General features: G+C 69.6%; 11 protein-coding genes. 5 read left to right on the top strand and 6 right to left on the bottom strand.

Annotated features, from left to right (window positions below; genetic code table 11):
• Window positions 1-75: 75 nt before the first annotated feature.
• Window positions 76-432 (bottom strand): metal-sensitive transcriptional regulator, encoded by a 357-nt coding sequence (locus EBN03_RS16850; protein WP_122188976.1) that lies wholly within the window; start codon window positions 430-432, stop codon window positions 76-78.
• 130 nt (window positions 433-562) lie between these two features.
• Between EBN03_RS16850 and EBN03_RS16845 the strand changes: the two genes are divergently transcribed.
• Window positions 563-1,372 carry an S-methyl-5'-thioadenosine phosphorylase gene (locus EBN03_RS16845; RefSeq protein WP_122188975.1) on the top strand — a complete coding sequence of 270 codons (810 nt, stop codon included), beginning with the start codon at window positions 563-565 and terminating at the stop codon, window positions 1,370-1,372.
• 45 nt (window positions 1,373-1,417) lie between these two features.
• Entirely contained in the window at window positions 1,418-1,978 is a 561-nt protein-coding gene (locus EBN03_RS16840) for an NADPH-dependent FMN reductase (RefSeq protein ID WP_122188974.1), read from the top strand.
• Between the two features lie 75 nt (window positions 1,979-2,053).
• Here the strand turns inward: EBN03_RS16840 and EBN03_RS16835 are convergent, their stop codons facing one another.
• Window positions 2,054-2,749, bottom strand: a complete 696-nt coding sequence (locus tag EBN03_RS16835; RefSeq protein WP_233608429.1) for a hypothetical protein — start codon at window positions 2,747-2,749, stop codon at window positions 2,054-2,056.
• 441 nt (window positions 2,750-3,190) lie between these two features.
• Window positions 3,191-4,924, bottom strand: a complete 1,734-nt coding sequence (gene eccE / locus EBN03_RS16830) for a type VII secretion protein EccE (protein ID WP_233608428.1) — start codon at window positions 4,922-4,924, stop codon at window positions 3,191-3,193.
• Window positions 4,925-5,039: 115 nt separating this feature from the next.
• Between eccE and eccB the strand changes: the two genes are divergently transcribed.
• Window positions 5,040-6,539, top strand: coding sequence for a type VII secretion protein EccB (gene eccB / locus EBN03_RS16825; protein WP_122188971.1), 1,500 nt, complete (start codon window positions 5,040-5,042; stop codon window positions 6,537-6,539).
• Here eccB and EBN03_RS16820 read toward each other — a convergent pair.
• The 3 genes from EBN03_RS16820 to eccD form a co-directional block, all read right to left on the bottom strand.
• Window positions 6,536-7,546 carry a hypothetical protein gene (locus tag EBN03_RS16820; protein WP_233608427.1) on the bottom strand — a complete coding sequence of 337 codons (1,011 nt, stop codon included), beginning with the start codon at window positions 7,544-7,546 and terminating at the stop codon, window positions 6,536-6,538. The genes eccB and EBN03_RS16820 overlap by 4 nt on opposite strands.
• Before the next feature lie 197 nt (window positions 7,547-7,743).
• Window positions 7,744-9,111 carry a type VII secretion-associated serine protease mycosin gene (mycP, locus tag EBN03_RS16815; RefSeq protein ID WP_233608426.1) on the bottom strand — a complete coding sequence of 456 codons (1,368 nt, stop codon included), beginning with the start codon at window positions 9,109-9,111 and terminating at the stop codon, window positions 7,744-7,746.
• A 53-nt stretch (window positions 9,112-9,164) separates the two neighbouring features.
• The gene (gene eccD / locus EBN03_RS16810; protein ID WP_122188970.1) at window positions 9,165-10,640 is read right to left on the bottom strand and encodes a type VII secretion integral membrane protein EccD; all 1,476 of its coding nucleotides are present in this window, start codon (window positions 10,638-10,640) and stop codon (window positions 9,165-9,167) included.
• Between the two features lie 243 nt (window positions 10,641-10,883).
• Between eccD and eccCa the strand changes: the two genes are divergently transcribed.
• Together eccCa and EBN03_RS16800 are read left to right on the top strand one after the other, a co-directional pair.
• Window positions 10,884-14,912: a type VII secretion protein EccCa gene (gene eccCa, locus EBN03_RS16805; protein WP_122188969.1), complete on the top strand. Its 4,029-nt coding sequence runs from the start codon at window positions 10,884-10,886 to the stop codon at window positions 14,910-14,912.
• The gene (locus EBN03_RS16800) at window positions 14,912-16,435 is read left to right on the top strand and encodes a type VII secretion-associated protein (protein ID WP_122188968.1); all 1,524 of its coding nucleotides are present in this window, start codon (window positions 14,912-14,914) and stop codon (window positions 16,433-16,435) included. Before eccCa ends, EBN03_RS16800 begins: the two co-directional genes overlap by 1 nt.
• Window positions 16,436-16,616: the final 181 nt, after the last annotated feature.

Here is a 16,616-nt window from a genome sequence, read left to right as displayed (position 1 = left end):
TCGGGGTTGGCGTTACCCCGCCCCCCCGGTGGGTTTCGGGGGGGCCGCCACGTGGGGGGGCCGCCCCGCCGTGGTTTATCCGTAGGAGCGCACGAGGCGGGCGATGGCCTCGTTGGCCTCGCGGATCTTCTCCTCGGCTTCCGGGCCTCCCTTCGCCGCGGCGTCGGCCACGCAGTGACTGATGTGGTCGTTGAGCAGTTCGAGCGCGACCGCCTGCAGTGCCTTGTTCATGGCCGACACCTGGGTCAGGATGTCGATGCAGTACTTCTCCTCTTCGACCATGCGCTGCAGGCCGCGGGATTGACCCTCGATGCGGCGCAACCGCTTGAGGTAATCCTGCTTGGCGGTGATGTACCCGTGGGCCGCGTGGTCGTGGCAAGATGCGGCCGGACCTGCGGGTTCGGCGGCTTCGCGCGTGGGCTCGTCGGTCACAACTGCCTCGTTCCGTGGGCGGATGATACCCCCCTAGGGTACGCGCACGGGAGTGATTTGTCAGGTTGGTGGCGCGGTCACCGTGGAGGCGGTGCGCGGGCACGTCGGCCGGTACGCAACAATTCACCGCATGAGTTCGGTTCCGCGGCCCGCGCTGGCCATCATCGGTGGCAGCGGCTTCTACGACTTCTTCGGCGACGATGCCGTCACCCTGGAGATCGACACCCCCTACGGCGCGCCCAGCGCGCCGATCACCGTCGGCGAGGTCGACGGCCGGCAGGTGGCGTTCCTGCCCCGGCACGGCCGCAAGCACGAATACTCCCCGCACACCGTGCCCTATCAGGCCAACATGTGGGCGCTGCGGTCCATCGGCGTGCGCCGCATCTTCGCGCCCTGCGCGGTCGGCAGCCTGCGCGCCGACTGGGGGCCGGGCACCGTCGCGATCCCCGACCAGCTGGTCGACCGGACCTCCGGCCGCCCGCAGACCTACTTCGACAACGGCGGCGTGCACGTCTCCTTCGCCGACCCGTACTGCCCCGATCTGCGGGCCGCCGCGGTCGCGTCCGCCGTCGACGAGCTGCCGCTCAAGCGGCTCGGCACCATGGTCGTCGTGCAGGGCCCGCGCTTCTCCACCCGCGCCGAGAGCCGGTGGTTCGCGGCCCAGGGCTGGGAGCTGGTGAACATGACCGGCCACCCCGAGGCCGTGCTCGCCCGCGAACTCGAAATGTGCTACGCGGCAATCGCTCTGGTCACCGACCTGGACGCCGGCCTGGAGTCCGGTGAAGGTGTCAGCGCCGCAGCCGTTTTCGCGGAATTCGAGCGGAACCTGGTGCCGTTCAAGCGACTCGTGCGCTCCGCGGTCACCGCAGTCGAGGGCACCGACACCTGCGAGCGCTGCCGGGTACACACCGGCGTCGCGCTGCCGTTCGAACTGCCCTGACGCGGCAACCGGTGCGGGAGCCGGGCCCGGATTAGGCTCCCGCCCATGGATTCCGCTCTGCGCCTGGAAGTGATCGTCGCCAGCGTGCGACCCGGGCGGTTCGCGCCCGTGGTCGCCGACTGGTTCCTGCGGACCGCACGGGCCGACCCCGCATTCGAGGTCGGGGTCCTCGACCTGCTCACCACGCCGCTGCCGGCCGACCTGTCGGAAACACCCGAGGTCGAGGCGTACCGGCAGCGGATCGGCGCCGCCGACGCGTTCGTGGTGGTCACCTCGGAGTACAACCACGGCTATCCGGCCTCGGTGAAGACCGCGCTGGACATCGTGAAACACGAATGGCGGGCCAAGCCGGTGGGTTTCGTCGGTTATGGCGGACTCTCCGGCGGCCTGCGCGCCGTCGAACAGCTGCGGCAGGTGGTCGCCGAACTGCACATGGTCTCCATCCGGGAGACCGTCAGCTTCCACGAGGCGAAGCGCAAATTCGATCGGGACGGGAACACCGCCGACGGCGCGGCGATCGACGCGGCCGGGCGCTTGCTGCGCCAATTGGCTTGGTGGGGTGGGGCTTTACGGACAGCGCGAGCTAGCGACCCCTACCCTGCGTGAGCGCACAACGAGCGGCCGGCCGCGCGCCGACCGCCCGAGGTAGGTGGCGGTCGGCCGCGACCGGCCGAATCCGAGTCAGCTGCCCGGGATCAGATTCTTGATGATCCGGGTGATGCCGTCGGTGACCGAACCGGTCGAGCTGAGCTGGTTCGTGGCCGAGCCGAGGCCGGTCGCATCGGCGCTGCCCAGGAGCGCTTCGCCGGGATTGGCGCCGCGCACGGTGAAGCACACACCGTCCTCGGGCACGTCGGTGCTGATCCCGGCCGTGCCGCCGACGCTCATGCCGCCACTGACGACCTGCTGCCCGTCCTGCAATGTGGTGGGCACCAGGTAGGTCATCGTGATGGTCACGGGATTACCCGAATTGACGAACCAGCCGGTGCTGGTGACGTTCCAGCCACCGCGATCCGGCGCGGCGGTGACGTCCTCGGTGACCTGACCCTGCCCGAAGTGATAGGCCGTGACCTGCGCCTTGATCGGCTTGCCGAAGCCGGGCGGCGGATAGTCGGTGAAGGTGTTCACATAAGGATTGCCGATGCTCGTGGTGCCCACGACGTCGGTGTAGGTGACCTGAGTGCCGGCCGCGAAGCTCGCCGCGGAGACCGACTTTGCGAAGGTGTTGTTGATCCACGCCCCCATCCAGCCGGAATTGTGGGTGGCGTTCGCGGTCTGCTGGCACGCCGGCGGGGTGGTGTCGGCGGACGCGACACCGGTGCCCACGCCGGCTACTCCGGCCAGGACCAAGCTCGCGGCCGCCAGTTCGGCTGCCACTTTCGAATTCTTGAACGTGATTCCTTCCGCCGGCTCCGCACAGTGGAACCGATTACCGCTCATTCGAAGAAAAACGAGCCGAAGCTCACGTCGGGAACGGTAGAACACCGTGGAAGGGAACTGAAATCACATTTTCTGGATGATTCACAAGCGGATATTGTCGATTGCGCTGCGACAACAGCTGTGCGGCGCATGTCGCTCGGATATGACCAGCTCTACCGTAGTGGGCGAGAACCTTTCCGTAGTCGAGGAACCCACAACCTGATCTTGCGAATCGTCGTCGAGCAATTTTCTCGTGCGATTCAGCGAGGGATGTATATTGCGTATCGGAGCCGGCGGTCCCGGCCGGAGCGCACATTGATCGGCTGAAATCGGCAGGAATTGTCGAAAGGAGCCGAAGATCGTGCGCTCAGCCGACGACTTCGGTTGTCGCGGAGCAGGTCAGCGCCGGTGCTGCCCTTGCTGGTACTGCTGCCCCGGATGCTGCTGCTGACTCTGCTGCGGGTACTGCTGCCCGCGCCGGCCGTACCCGGCGCCGACCGGCTGCGGCGGGGCCGCCGGACGCGGCGCCCGCGGATTGCCGATGTAGGTGGCTTCCCGGGGAATCGACACCAGGCTCAGGTCGACCTGCGTGGTCCCGGTGCGCAGCACGACCCGGGTGCCGATCGCGCCGGGCTGGTGCAGCGACAGATCGGGGCGCGTGGTGGGCCATCCGGTCGGGTCGCCGGTCACGTAGATCGTGGTGACACCGGCGTGCGGCGCGGGCGCCAGGACGCCGTCCACCACGGTCGCGGTGAATCCCGCGTCGCTCTGGTGGGTTTCGACCGCGAGGGTGAGCCGTTCCGGGTTGCCGATGGTCTCCACCAACTGGTACCAGGCCTGCGGCCGGTCGGTGCGGATCAGGATGCGTTCGCCGACCGCCAGGGCCCGGAACACCAGCTGCTGCGCGAGATACAGCTCACCGGCCACATATACCGACGAAATACCTTGTCCCACAAGCCGAACCGCGACACCGTTGCCCTGCTCGTCGGAGCCCAGCAGCTGACCGCAGCCCGAGGACGGCAGGTGCAACGCGCCGACCACGTCGATCGGGAACTCGGCCATCGGCACGGTGTCGTCGAGACCCGGGATGGCCAGCGGGAAATGGGCGAGCAGGCTGCGCCGGTGCCGGCCGCTCAACGGGATCATTCCCTTGCGCTTGACCGGTTCCGGGAGTTCCCGGGCGGTGAGCCGCCACGCGGCGCCGATGTCGACGGTGCCCTCGACGCGTCCGGGCCGCAGCCGCACCGCGACCGTCGTCCCGCGCGAGGGCGCCACCCACAGCTGGGCCAGCAGGTCGGACCCGAGGTGGGCCGGATCCACCGCCGCGCCGATGTTCACGCTGTTGCCGAGTTCGGTGTAACGCCAACGGCCGGTGAGGGTTCGCGGGTCGACACCGGCGCTGATCTGCATGACCGCTTTGCGGATCTCCGGCGCGGTCAGCACCCGGGAACTGCAGTCGGCGTCCTCGAGCGCGCGCACGATGCGCTGGGTCGCGATGGTCACCGCCCGGCCCGCGCCCTCGGCGCCCCCACCGCGGCGGTCGGCGGCCTGCGGGCAGTCCAGGGTGTCGAAGCTGATCGCCAGCCATACGGTGCGGTGCGCGGTGGCCGGCAGCGGACCGAGCAGCGATTCGTAGATCGGCCCGGCCGGGGTGCCCGAGCGGCTGCGGTGCCCGTGGCTGATGATGTCGATCCCGGAGAGTTGAATGTCGTGCTGCTGCAAGCACTGTGCGAGTTCCGCCAGCGGCAGCAGGTGCGAGGCGTGCACGGTGTTGCGGTCGATGCGGGTCAGCCCGCCCTTCGGCGGCAGCACCTCGACGACCGTGACGACCCGGCTGCCCTCCCAGTACAGGCCCAGCGAGCGACCGTCGGCGCCGCGGAAATCGGTGGTGTCGCCGAGGGTGTAGCCGCGCTGGGTCCAGTGCTGCCACAGCGTCGCGCACCAGTCGGCGACGGTGCGTTTGCGCAGCGGGATCAGCACGATCAGCCCCGCGACCGCCGCGCCGGCCAGCGCGTAGCGCCCCTGCGCTCCCGCGGCCAGGACGATCAGCCCCACGACCAGCGCGATCAATTGCGCGGCCATCAGATTCCCCAGCGAAATACGCCCGAACAACGGGCGGCGTGTGGTCGCCACGGTGGTCCCCCCAAGCACCCGTATCGGCCCCCACATGTGCGGCCGAAGTCAACGTCGGTTGTGCAGAACTGTACTGTGTCGGTCGTACACGAGCACCGATCGGGGGAGGGTTCGGATGCCTTCGAAGCCCACGACTCGCTGGCAGATCAGCGGGTATCGCTTCCTTGTCCGCCGCATGGAACACGCGCTGGTGCGGCGTGACGTGCGAATGTTGCACGACCCGATGCGATCCCAGTCTCGGGCCTATGTCGCGGGAGCGGTGCTCGGTGTCGTGGCGCTGGCCGGTTGTGGCGTGCTGGCGTTGTTGCGCCCGCAGGGTGCCATCGGGGACAACAAGATTCTGCTCGGCAAGGATTCGGGTGCGGTGTACGCCGTCGTCGACGGGACCGTGCATCCGGCGCTGAATCTGGCGTCGGCACGGCTGGCGGTGGGCGATCCCGCCAAGCCGGTGTCGATCAAGGAGTCCGAGCTGGCGAAGAAGCCGCTCGGCGCGCTGATCGGTATCCCCGGCGCCCCGTCCTCGCTCAACTTCGCCACCGACGGCGCCGGCCGCCCGTGGACCGTCTGCGACGAACTGCGCAACGACGGCACCGGGAAGGTCACCGACACCGTGATCGCGGGCAGCCTCTCGCTGGGCGACAAGGCCAAGGTGCTGGATCCGAATCAGGCGCTGCTGGTGCAGGGCAAGGACGCCACCTACCTGGTCTACGGCAAGCACCGCGCCAAGGTCGACATGAACGACTCGAATGTCACTGTCGCACTGAATATTCGGGGTGAGACGCCGCGGCCGGTCAGCGAGGGCCTGCTGAACGCGATCCCCGAGGTGCTGCCGATCGTGCCGCCGCAGATCGTGGACCCCGGTGGCACACCGACTTTCGCGCTCGCCGGCAACCACCACAACGGTGACGTCGTGCACGTGGACACCCTGAACAAGGACTACGTGGTCCTGCGCGACGGCCTGCAGGAGATCTCGCCGCTGACCGTGCAGATCATCCGGAACGCCAACCCGGACAACGGCGCTGCCCGTTCGATCAGCCAGCACGATCAGGCCAACGCGCCGGCCTCGCACGCGCTGGCGGTCGCCGACTACCCGGAAACGGCTCCGCAGCTGCTGAATTCGAAGGACGCCCCGGTGAGCTGCCTGTCCTGGAAGCCGCTGACCAATGCCGGCGCCAAGGCCGACGGCAGCTCGCACGCCGAGTTGTCGCTGCTGGCCGGGCATGTGCTGCCCATCCCCGACAAGGCGGTGCCGACCCGGCTGGCGCAGGCCGACTCCGGCGGCGCCAAGGCCGACCAGTTCTACAAGACCCCCGGCGACGGCATCTTCGCGCAGAGCACCGGAATCGAACCCGACAGCCAGCGCCGTGACAGCGAATTCTTCGTGGCCGACACCGGAGTTCGCTACGACATCAAGGACGGCGAGGCGGCCAAGGCCCTGGGCATGGACTCCGACCACGCCAAGCCCGAACCCGCACCGTGGCCGATCGTCGCGCTGCTGGCCTCCGGCCCGACCCTGGGCCGCACCGAGGCCATGGTCGCCCACGACGGTGTCGCCCCGGACCCGACCCCAGCCAAGACCCTGGTCACCACCGCCGCCCCCGCCAAACCCAACTAGGGCTTGCCGGCCGCGACTTGTCGGCGGCGGGGGTTCAGGGCGTACACGGTGCCGATGCCGAGGGCGGTGATGGCGGCTACAAGGCTCAGGGCGGTGAGGGTTTCCCTGTCCGGGTGGGTTACGGCCTGTCCGCGCAGCGCTTGCCACAGGAGCAGTGCCACGAGGCCGGTGTATGCGAGCGCCAGGACCCCGATCAGGCGGGTGCGGGTGCGTTCGGGGCGCAGCCATGGCACGGACGGGGCGAGCCGGGCCAGCACGATGGCGGCGACGATGAGCAACTGGATGCCGTGCAGGCCGGCGAAGTGCGCGATCCGCATATCGCCGCCCGCGGTGCTCCAGTGCGTGACCGGCATACCGTCGAGGCCGTCGCGGACGGCGGGCTGTCCGCTGATGAAGGTGTGGCCGGCGCCGAGTCGCACCGGGTGCCCGTAGGCGTCGGTGGTCTGCTGTTCGCCGCTGAAGCCCATCGTGTACCCCAGCGCCATGCCGAATACCGCGATTCCCAGGCCCGCGCGGATGGCCAGCGAGGTCGGCCGGTCGGTGACGCGCTGCCACGAAAGAGTCACCGCGATCACCAGATTCGCGAGGAACAGGCCGGGCACGCCGGTCATGAACACCCATTGGCCGATGGTGTTGACGGCGTCGTGCTGGGTGTTGAAGTGGCTGAAGGTGCCGCGCGCGGCCTGCACGACGATGAATCCGACGTCCACGACGCTGGTGGCGGCGAAGACGGTGCCCATCCACCAGGTCAGGCGCTGTCCGCGATGCGGGAACGACACCAGCCAGGCCAAGGTGCCGCAGTACAGGGCCATGGCGATGCCGAACTTGAGCGGTTTGAGCCAGACCGATTCGCCGAGCAGCAGTCGGTCGTCGAATGTCGTGGCGCACAGCGAGAATACGGCCAGGGCCGCCATGCCCGCGGTGGTGACCAGCAGGGGGCGGTGCAGTCGTCGGGATGGGGTGTGGGCGGTGAGCGGCGCGAGCGCCGGGCGATCGAGCGTGGTCATGACGGTGACGCTAGGTCCGCGATTCCCCACGCCACGTCCCCCTGCGGTGGGGGCGGCGCGTAGTACCCGGGTATGGGGACCGCCCGGCGGTATGAGCCGTGGCCGTTCCCGTGTGGTCCACGAACACCGTTGTCGCGCAACGGATCCGTGAACAGTGCCCGGTCGGTGAGGCCGACCGGGCACTGTAATGCGGAGTGCTAGTTCTTCGAGTCCAGGAAGCGGCGGATCGGGAACGAGCCCAGGTAGCCCAGGACGAGGAGCAGCGCGACCGCCCCGGTGCCGATCAGGGCCACGTTGCGGGCGGTGTTGTCGGGAGCCGGTGGATTTGCCGGTACGGGAAGCTGCAGGCTGCGGGCGGGGAGCGGGTGCTTCGGCGGCAGCTTGTCCGGTACCTCGGCGGTCAGCGCGGCGACGGGATCGACTGTGCCGTAACCGATGTAGGGGTTCCAGCCCTCGGCCGGCGCGTGTGCGGTGGCCTCGATGCGCTTGATCACGTCCCGCGCGGGCAGGTCCGGGAACTTCGCCCGGACCAGCGCGGCCACTCCGGCCACATACGGTGCGGCGAAACTGGTGCCCATGATCGGGTCGCCCGCCTTTCCGCTGGGGGTGTCACCCATGCCGGTGATGGTGCCCTTGCTGCCGGGCTGTTCGTAGTTGACGTCCAGCGAGGTCACGTGCTCGCCGGGGGCCGCGACCCCGACCCACGGGCCCGGCACCGAGAACTTCGACGGCTGCCCGTTCGCGTCGACCGAACCGACCGCCAGGACGTAGTCGTCGTAGCGGGCGGGACTGAAGTTGTAGTCGATCTTGGTCCACGGATCCGCCGCCGGGTCCAGCGGGTCGATCGTCTTGTTGGCCACGTCCTTACAGTCGTGGTCCTTGTTGCCGGCCGCGACCACGACCACGGCGTCGTGCTCGTCCACCGCGTACTGCAGGGCGGAACCGATCGGGCCGTCCGGCATGTCCTCGTAGCTGGGTTTGCAGGCCGCTTCGGAGATATTGATGACCCGCGCGCCCAGATCGGCCGCCCGGCGAATGGCCCACGCCAGCGTGTAGGTGGTGCCGTACCCGGGCATGTCCTCGGGCTTCTTGCCCTGCGAACTTCCCTTGGTGGAGAAGAAGTTACTGGTCTGGCGGATCGACACGATCCGCGACAGCGGTGCCACGCCGGCGAAACCCTGCCCGGGGACCCGGCTGGCCGCGATCAAACCGGCCACCGCGGTCCCGTGTCCGTCGCAGTCGGACAGGCCGTCGGAGTGCGAGACGTAGTCGCCGCCGCCGGACAGGCCGGGCAGCCGCGGATTCGGTGCCACTCCGGTGTCGATGACGGCGACCAGCTGGCCCTCGCCCTGCGAGAACCTCCAGGCCGCAGGCAGATTCAGGCTCGCCTGGTTGTCGGGCACCGCGGGACCGTCGCCACCGGACTGCGTGCTGGCGCACGCGGTGTTCGCGTTCTGTTCCGTGTCGTCCGGGGGCCCCATCGGCGGGCCCGGCGGCATCAGGCCGGGAACCACCGTCGGCGGGTGGTCGGCGTAGGCCGCGCCGGCGCCGACCGAGGCGCTCACCGCCAGTACTGCAGTCGCGGCGGCCAACGGAACAAGTTGTCGCAGCGGCCGTTTCACAGCGATCGCACCAGCGAGTACAGATCGGCGACCCAGAACACCAGCGGCACCACAGCGGCGACGAAGGCGTACTCGAGCAGTTCCACCGCGCGCCGCATCGGCGGGGTAGCGGTCTGCTTCGGCACCACCGTGCCCAGCACGAGGGCCGCGATCAGGATCACCATGGCCGCACCGAAGATCGCGAGCGGCTGCTGCTGGGTGAACGCCGCACCGACCAGCACCGCCAGCGTGATCAGGGCGCCACCGCTGATCAGCACGATCGCCTCGACCGCGCCGGCATAGGTGCGGCTGCGGAACATGAGCGCGGCGGCGCACACCAGCGCCAGGGCCACACCCTGCCAGTACGGGTGCTTCGCGGTGACGTCGACGGCGGCCAGTGAGCCGACCGCGGTCACCAGGGTGGTGGCCCCGACCAGGCCGGCCATGTACTTCCGGGCCCGATCGGCCTTGGCGCGCAACACATCCATGGTCGGGAGGGCGCGGTGGTCGTCCGGGTCGTCCTCGGTCGGGTCGATCGGTGTGCCGGGCGTGGGGACCGGCGGCAGCGGAAGTTCGGCCAGCAGCATCGAGATTCGTGGCGCGAGCGACAGTGCGCCCAGGCCGAGCGCTGCCGCAACCGCGCCGATGGCCTTGTTGGGCTGATCGGTCAGCAGCCCGACCAACGCGGCCGGCACCGCGAACACCGCGATCGCGGCCGCACCGATGAACAATGTGGACCCGACCCCGCTGACCCGCCAGGCCAGGACCGCGATCGCGCCGGTGAACACCGAGCCGAGCAGCAGGTTCGCCCAGCCGAAGTGGTTGTCGTGCACCGGAACCAGCAGCATGCCGGCGGTGAAGCCGGTGGCGAGCGCGCAGCCGCCGAGCACCAGCGCGGTGGACCGGTCGCCGTACATCCGACCCAGCACCGTGCCGGTCACCACCAGCAGCAGGGTGAGGAAGGCCGCGATCGATCCGGGGATCCAGCTGACCAGCGCGTCGGGTGCGGCGAGCAGTCCGGTGCAGCCGGTCAACACCGCGGCCGCGGCGATGATGGCGCCGGTGATCTGCGCGGTGCGCGGCGACCAGTTGCGGAAGTGGTCCGCGTCGGCGATCGCCACGTTGTACATGATGTCGTCGAACAGCGGCGGCGGCGCGACCTGATCGGCGCTGGTCAGCATGAGCAGCTCACCGTCGCGCACCCCGTGCTCACCCAGGCTCAGGGAACTGGAGAAGGGCGGCTGGCCGATCCGCGACAGCACCCATTCGGCGGGCTCGAACTGTTCGCCGCTCTCGTCGAAGTCGTTGCTGCGACTGTGTTGCGCGACCATGTCGACCACGCTCGGGATCACCAGGGCCATCGGCACATCCACCGGGATGGCGATGTCGACCTGAGTGTGCTTGGCCAGCACCGTGACTCGGGTCAGATCCGGCGCCCGGACGACCCCGCGAGCGGATTCCTCTTCGATATGGCCCAGACGCGCGTGCGTCACACTTCCCCCCAAATTCGTTGCTGTCACGCTTCGGGCAGCGACCGTCGGGGGCAACGCATGTCTGGAATGAGCAGCGTGCCCGCACGCCGCCGATGAGCGATCGCCTCCACCTGCGCGTTCGCAGATGTCCGCGGCCGGTTCACCTCCGGCGGGACAGTGCCGATGCTGCCCGAACTGTACGGCATGTCGGGGGGTCCCTCTACACTGAGCCCGGCCAGAAGCTCAGAAGGGGGAGCGGCACAGATGAGCACGGTTCGGTTCCATCGCAGGCAGCGCCGGGAGATCCCGCGCACGCCCGGCGGCGAGGTGACATTGCAGCCGCCGCCGGAGATCCCGCGCGCGGTACCGGGAAGCCTGCTCGGCAAGCTGATGCCGGTCGTCATGGTGGTCGGCATGGTCGGAATGATGGCGATCATGTTCACGCGGGGTGGCGGGATCTCCTCCAACCCGACGATGATGATGTTCCCGATGATGATGGTCGTCTCGATGGTCGGCATGTTCGCCGGCCAGGGCGGGAAGGGCCAGAAGGCGGCCGAGGCCAACGAGGACCGCAAGGACTATCTGCGCTATCTCGACCAGGTCCGCAAGGACGTCGACGAGACTGCCGCCCAACAACGTTCGGCCGTCGAGTGGAGTCACCCCGAGCCCGGCCTGATCTGGATGCTGGCCGGCACCAGCCGCATGTGGGAGCGCCGCCCCGGCGACAAGGACTTCTGCCACGCCCGTATCGGCCTGGGCAGCCAGCGGCTCGCGACCCGGCTGGTGGCGCCCGAGACCGGCCCGGTGGAGGAGCTGGAACCGATCGCGGCGGTGTCGCTGCGCCGCTTCGTGCGCACCCACTCGACCGTGCCCGATCTGCCGACCGCGGTGGCGATCAAGGGTTTCGCCGCCATCCAGCTCAACGGCGACCGGGTGCAGGCCCGCGAGATGACCTGCGCGATGTTGTTGCAGCTGTGCATGTTCCAAGCCCCGGACCAGGTCCTGGTCGCCGTCGTCTGTGGTGCGGACACCGCCCCGGAATGGGAATGGGCCAAGTGGCTCCCGCACACCCAGCACCCCGAGCAGCAGGACGGCGTCGGGTCGCAGCGCATGGTCTACGGCTCGATCCGCGAAATGGCGGCGGGACTGAACCCGTTGCTGCACAACCGAACCCGTTACTCCCGCAACTCCCCGGGCAATTCCAACCTGGTGCACCTGGTGGTCGTGGTGGACGGTGGTCTGCTCGAGGCCGAGGAAGACCAGCTGCGTGAGGCCGGGTACGAGGGCGTCACCGTCGTCGACCTGTGCGGCTACGCCACCCGGCTGGCCGCCTCGCGCGGTATCCAGATGGTGGTGGAGAACGGCGAATGCGCCGGCCGCGGCGCCACCGGTGCCATGGAACGTTTCGCGGTCATCGACCGGATCAGCGCCCGGCAGGCCGAGCAGGTCGCCCGGCGCCTGGCCCCCTACCGGGTGGCCGGGCAGGGCGAGGTCACCGAGGAAGCGGCCGAGGTCATCTCGTCCTGGGCGCAGCTCATGTCGCTCGGCGATATCGGTCACTTCAACCCGGAGAACGCCTGGAAGCCCCGCTACGGCCGCGACCGGCTGCGGGTGCCGTTCGGGGTCGGCGCCGACGGGTTGCCGGTCTACCTCGACATCAAGGAGGCCGCGGAATCCGGTATGGGCCCGCACGGTCTCTGCATCGGTGCCACCGGTTCGGGTAAGTCGGAATTCCTTCGGACCCTGGTGCTCTCGCTGCTGGCCACCCACTCGCCCGACCAGTTGAACCTGGTCCTGGTCGACTTCAAGGGTGGTGCGACGTTCCTCGGGCTCGACGGTGTGCCGCACGTGGCCGCGGTCATCACCAACCTCGAGGAGGAGGCCGACCTCGTCGACCGTATGCGCGACGCGCTGGCCGGTGAGATGAACCGCCGCCAGGAAGTGCTGCGCCAGGCCGGCAACTTCGCCAACGTCTCCGAGTACGAGAAGGCCCGCGCCGCCGGCGCCGACCTCGACCCGCTGCCCGCGCTGTTCGTGGTGCTCGACGAGTTCTCCGAACTGCTCACCCAGCACCCGGATTTCGCGGAACTGTTCGTGATGATCGGCCGGCTGGGCCGCTCGCTGCACGTGCACCTGCTGCTCGCCTCGCAGCGGCTCGAGGAGGGCAAGCTCAAGGGCCTGGAGTCGCACCTGTCCTACCGGATCGGTCTGAAGACGTTCTCGGCCAACGAATCCCGGCAGGTGCTGGGTGTGCCGGACGCGTTCAACCTGCCGCCGAGCCCGGGTGGCGGTTACCTCAAGTCCGGTGACGGCGAGATCCGCCGCTTCCAGGCGTCCTATGTATCCGGCCCCTACGTCGGTGGCGGTGCGCAGCGCGAGGTGACCCAGGCCGGTATCGCCGGCGGCGCGATCGACGTGCGCTCCCGCGAATTCGTCGCGGGGCACGTGGATTACCGCCCGAGCGACTACGTTCCGGTCGCCCCGGCGCCCGAACTGGCCGAGACCCAGATCGGCGACGACGGCGAGGAGATCTCCAACATCGGGATGCTGGTGTCGCGGATCAACGGCCACGGCCGCCCCGCGCACGAGATCTGGCTGCCGCCGCTGAACGAACCGCCCACCATGGACCAGCTGCTGCCGCGCTCGATCCTCACCGGCGAGTACAGCGCGGTCGCCACGCTGCGTGCCCCGATCGGCATCGTCGACCGCCCGTACGACCAGCGTCGCGACCCGATGGTCGTCGACCTGTCCGGCGCGCGCGGCAATGTGGCGGTGGTCGGTGGCCCGCAGTCGGGCAAGTCCACCGCCCTGCGGTCGCTGATCATGGCGATGTCGTTGTCCCACACCGCCGAACAGGTGCAGTTCTACTGCCTCGACTTCGGTGGTGGCACCATGGTCAGCCTGCAGGGGCTGCCGCACGTCGGTGGGGTGGCCTCCCGGCTCGACGGCGACGCGGTGCGCCGCACCCTGTCGGAGATGGCCGGCATCATCCGCCAGCGCGAGCTGCGGTTCCGCCAGCTCGGGATCGAATCGATGACCGAGTTCCGCCGCCTGCGCGCGCAGGACCCGGCGTCCAGCCCGGCCGCGGCCGGTGCGCACGAGGACCCGTTCGGTGACGTCTTCCTGGTGATCGACGGTTTCGGCACCATCCGCCAGGACTTCGACGTACTGGAACAGCCGATCATGAACCTTGCGGTGCAAGGGCTTTCGTACGGTGTGCACGTGGTGATCTCGCTGTCGCGCTGGGCCGAGGCGCGTCCGGCGCTGAAGGACCAGATCGGTACCCGCATCGAGCTGCGCCTCGGTGACCCGATGGACTCCGACCTGGGCCGCAAGTTCGCCACGCTGGTGCCGATGGGCCGCCCGGGCCGCGGTATGACCGCCGACACCCTGCACATGCTCACCGCGCTGCCTCGCGTCGACGGGCGCACCGATCAGGACACCTTGGGTTCGGCTGTGGCAGCGGCGGTTTCGTCGATCGCTCAGATGACGCCCGGCCGGCCGGCGCCGCGGGTGCGCATGCTGCCCGAAATGCTGCAGCGCGCCGACATGCTCGCGGCGGCCGGGAACTGGCAGCAGCACACCGACCGGGCGGGCCGCTGCCTGCGCTTCCCGATCGGGATCAACGAATCCGAGCTGGCCCCGGCCTTCCTGGACTTCTCGGTCAGCCCGCACTTCATCGTGATCGGTGACTCGGAGATGGGTAAGACGGCCGTGCTGCGGTCGATCATCGACTCCATCTGCGCGTCCAACACCCCGAACGAGGCGCGCATCCTGATCGGTGACTACCGGCGTTCGCTGCTGGGCCTGGTCCCGCAGGGGTACCTGTCCGGATACGGGTCGACGGCCCCGCAGTTCACCCAGCAGATGAGCGAACTGGCCGCCTATCTCAACGCGCGGATGCCCGGGCCGGACGTGACGCCGGAACAGTTGCGCGACGGCTCGTTCCGCAAGGGTCCCGAGCTGTACGTGATCGTCGACGACTACGACCTGGTGGCCACCAGTTCCGGTGACCCGGTGCAGGCGCTGTCGGAAGTGCTGCCGTTCGCACGCGACGCCGGCTTCCACCTGATCATCGCCCGCCGCTCCGGCGGTGCCGGTCGCGCGATGTACGGCGGTGTGCTGGCCAAGATGAAGGATCTCGGTTCCGCCGGTCTGATCATGAGCGGCAGCCGCGACGAGGGTGTGCTGATGGGTACCGCGCGGCCGTCGGCGATGCCGCCGGGCCGCGGCATCCTGGTGACGCGTAACGGTGAAGGACTGATCCAGACCGACTGGTCGCCGCTGAGCTGATGACACGCGTCGAGCTGGTCTTGACCGACACGCGCCTGTGGGCGCGCAGTGACTCCACCCATTGGGACGGGGTCCCGTCGGTCCTGCCGACCAGCGACGGCGCGGGTCTGGTCGCCGGTGCGCCGCTGCAGGCGACGTCACCGGCGGTGTCGGTGGTGGAGTTGCTCGACGCCGACCGGATCGCCTTCCCGGCCCCGGCGGCGCCGCCGACTCCGGCCGAGGGTCTCGCGGTGGTGTTCGATACCGCGCTGGCCGGTCTGCGCCTGGCCGCACCGTGCGAGCAGCTGACCGTGTTCTGCCCGTCGAGCTGGGGTGAGCGGCGCCGCGCGGTGCTCGAGGCGGCGGGGCGGCGGGTGGCGGCCCGGGTGCGGATCGATTCGCTGGCCACGCGCGCGACGGCGCTGTACCCGGATCCCGGTCAGCAGCAACGCATCGTGGTGCTCGAGGTCGCGACCTTGTCGACGACGGCCACGGTGATCGGGCGTTCCCGTGACGAGACCTGGGTGCAGGCTTGTGAATTCGAGCCGAACCTGGGTGCCGACGAGCTGACCGGCGCGGCGGGTGCGGCGGCGGTCGCGGCGCTGATGTCCCGGCTGCTCGACGGCCTGGTGCCGAATTATGTTCTGGCCCTGGGTTTATCGGATGCGGAGCGGCTGGAGGCGGTGCGGCTCGGGGTATCCGGATGCTGCGGGGTGCCGGTCGACGTGCGGCCGGTGCCCGTGCCCGACCTGATCCACGGCGTGGTGAGTCGGAACTCGGTGCGCCCGGCGTCCGGCCCGCCGGTCCCGATGGATCCGGGCGGTTCGCTGCGTGACCGGGCACGGCAGAGCCGCAAGCACGGGCCCGCGGGGCGAACCTCCGGCGTCGAGCCCGATTCGTCCGGACCGCGGCGCGGCTCGGACCGGAATTCGCAGCTCAGCGGCTACGGTGTCGACATGGTCCACGGAACCGGGGGACGAGGTTCGGGGCAGAGCCGATTGCGCTGGGTGGTGGCGGCGGCCGTTGTCTTGGTCGCGGCAGTGGTCGTGGGTGCCGTACTGCTCGGGCACCGAGGCGGGGACGCGAACAGCGGGGCCACGGCGAGTCCGGTCTCCGACTCCGACACCGTCCGTACCGCCGGGCGGGTGGAGTTCCCGGTGCCGGCCCGCTGGCAGGTGACCACGCCCGCCGCGGACCGTACGGAAATGCAGCCCGCAGGCGACGCCCACCAGCGCATCACCGTCGCCCAGACCGCGCTGAAGCCGGGCGCCTCCGTCGAGGACGTGGCGAATTCGCTTGCCGCGCAACTGCGTGCGCAGCCCGCCGGCCAGGTGAGCGAACTCGACCGGGAGGCGGTGTTCGCCGACCGTCCCGGACTGTCGTATCAGCAGTTCCGCACCGACGGCACGACGATCTACTGGCACGTCATGGTCGACCAGGGGATGCAGGTCAGTGTCGGCTGTCAGTATCCGAACGAACAGTGGCCGCGGATCTCCGCGGTCTGCGAGCGGGTGGTCGCGGGACTGCGGATCACACCGCAGTAGGGTCCGGCAGTCACCCGGCACCCCCGCGCTCGGTTCGGTTGCCCCGGGGCCGCGAGTGCGGTACGCCCGTCAGCACCTGCCGATGACGCCGTCCGGCATGCTGTTCGGCTCGGTGGTCGTGCCCCTGGAATTGGGGGCTCGCGTCCGCCCTCGCGAGCGGTATGGGAGGAGGTACGGTCGT

Source organism: Nocardia stercoris (assembly GCF_003696265.1).
Classification (GTDB): domain Bacteria; phylum Actinomycetota; class Actinomycetes; order Mycobacteriales; family Mycobacteriaceae; genus Nocardia; species Nocardia stercoris.
This window is presented reverse-complemented; position numbering and strand designations above follow the sequence as displayed.

Coding starts and splice junctions, on each gene's coding strand:
- EBN03_RS16840 (WP_122188974.1), top strand. CDS start 1,418: ATGGATTCCGCTCTGCGCCTGGAAGTGATCGTCGCCAGCGTGCGACCC.
- eccB (WP_122188971.1), top strand. CDS start 5,040: ATGCCTTCGAAGCCCACGACTCGCTGGCAGATCAGCGGGTATCGCTTC.
- eccCa (WP_122188969.1), top strand. CDS start 10,884: ATGAGCACGGTTCGGTTCCATCGCAGGCAGCGCCGGGAGATCCCGCGC.
- EBN03_RS16845 (WP_122188975.1), top strand. CDS start 563: ATGAGTTCGGTTCCGCGGCCCGCGCTGGCCATCATCGGTGGCAGCGGC.
- EBN03_RS16820 (WP_233608427.1), bottom strand. CDS start 7,546: ATGACCACGCTCGATCGCCCGGCGCTCGCGCCGCTCACCGCCCACACC.
- EBN03_RS16800 (WP_122188968.1), top strand. CDS start 14,912: ATGACACGCGTCGAGCTGGTCTTGACCGACACGCGCCTGTGGGCGCGC.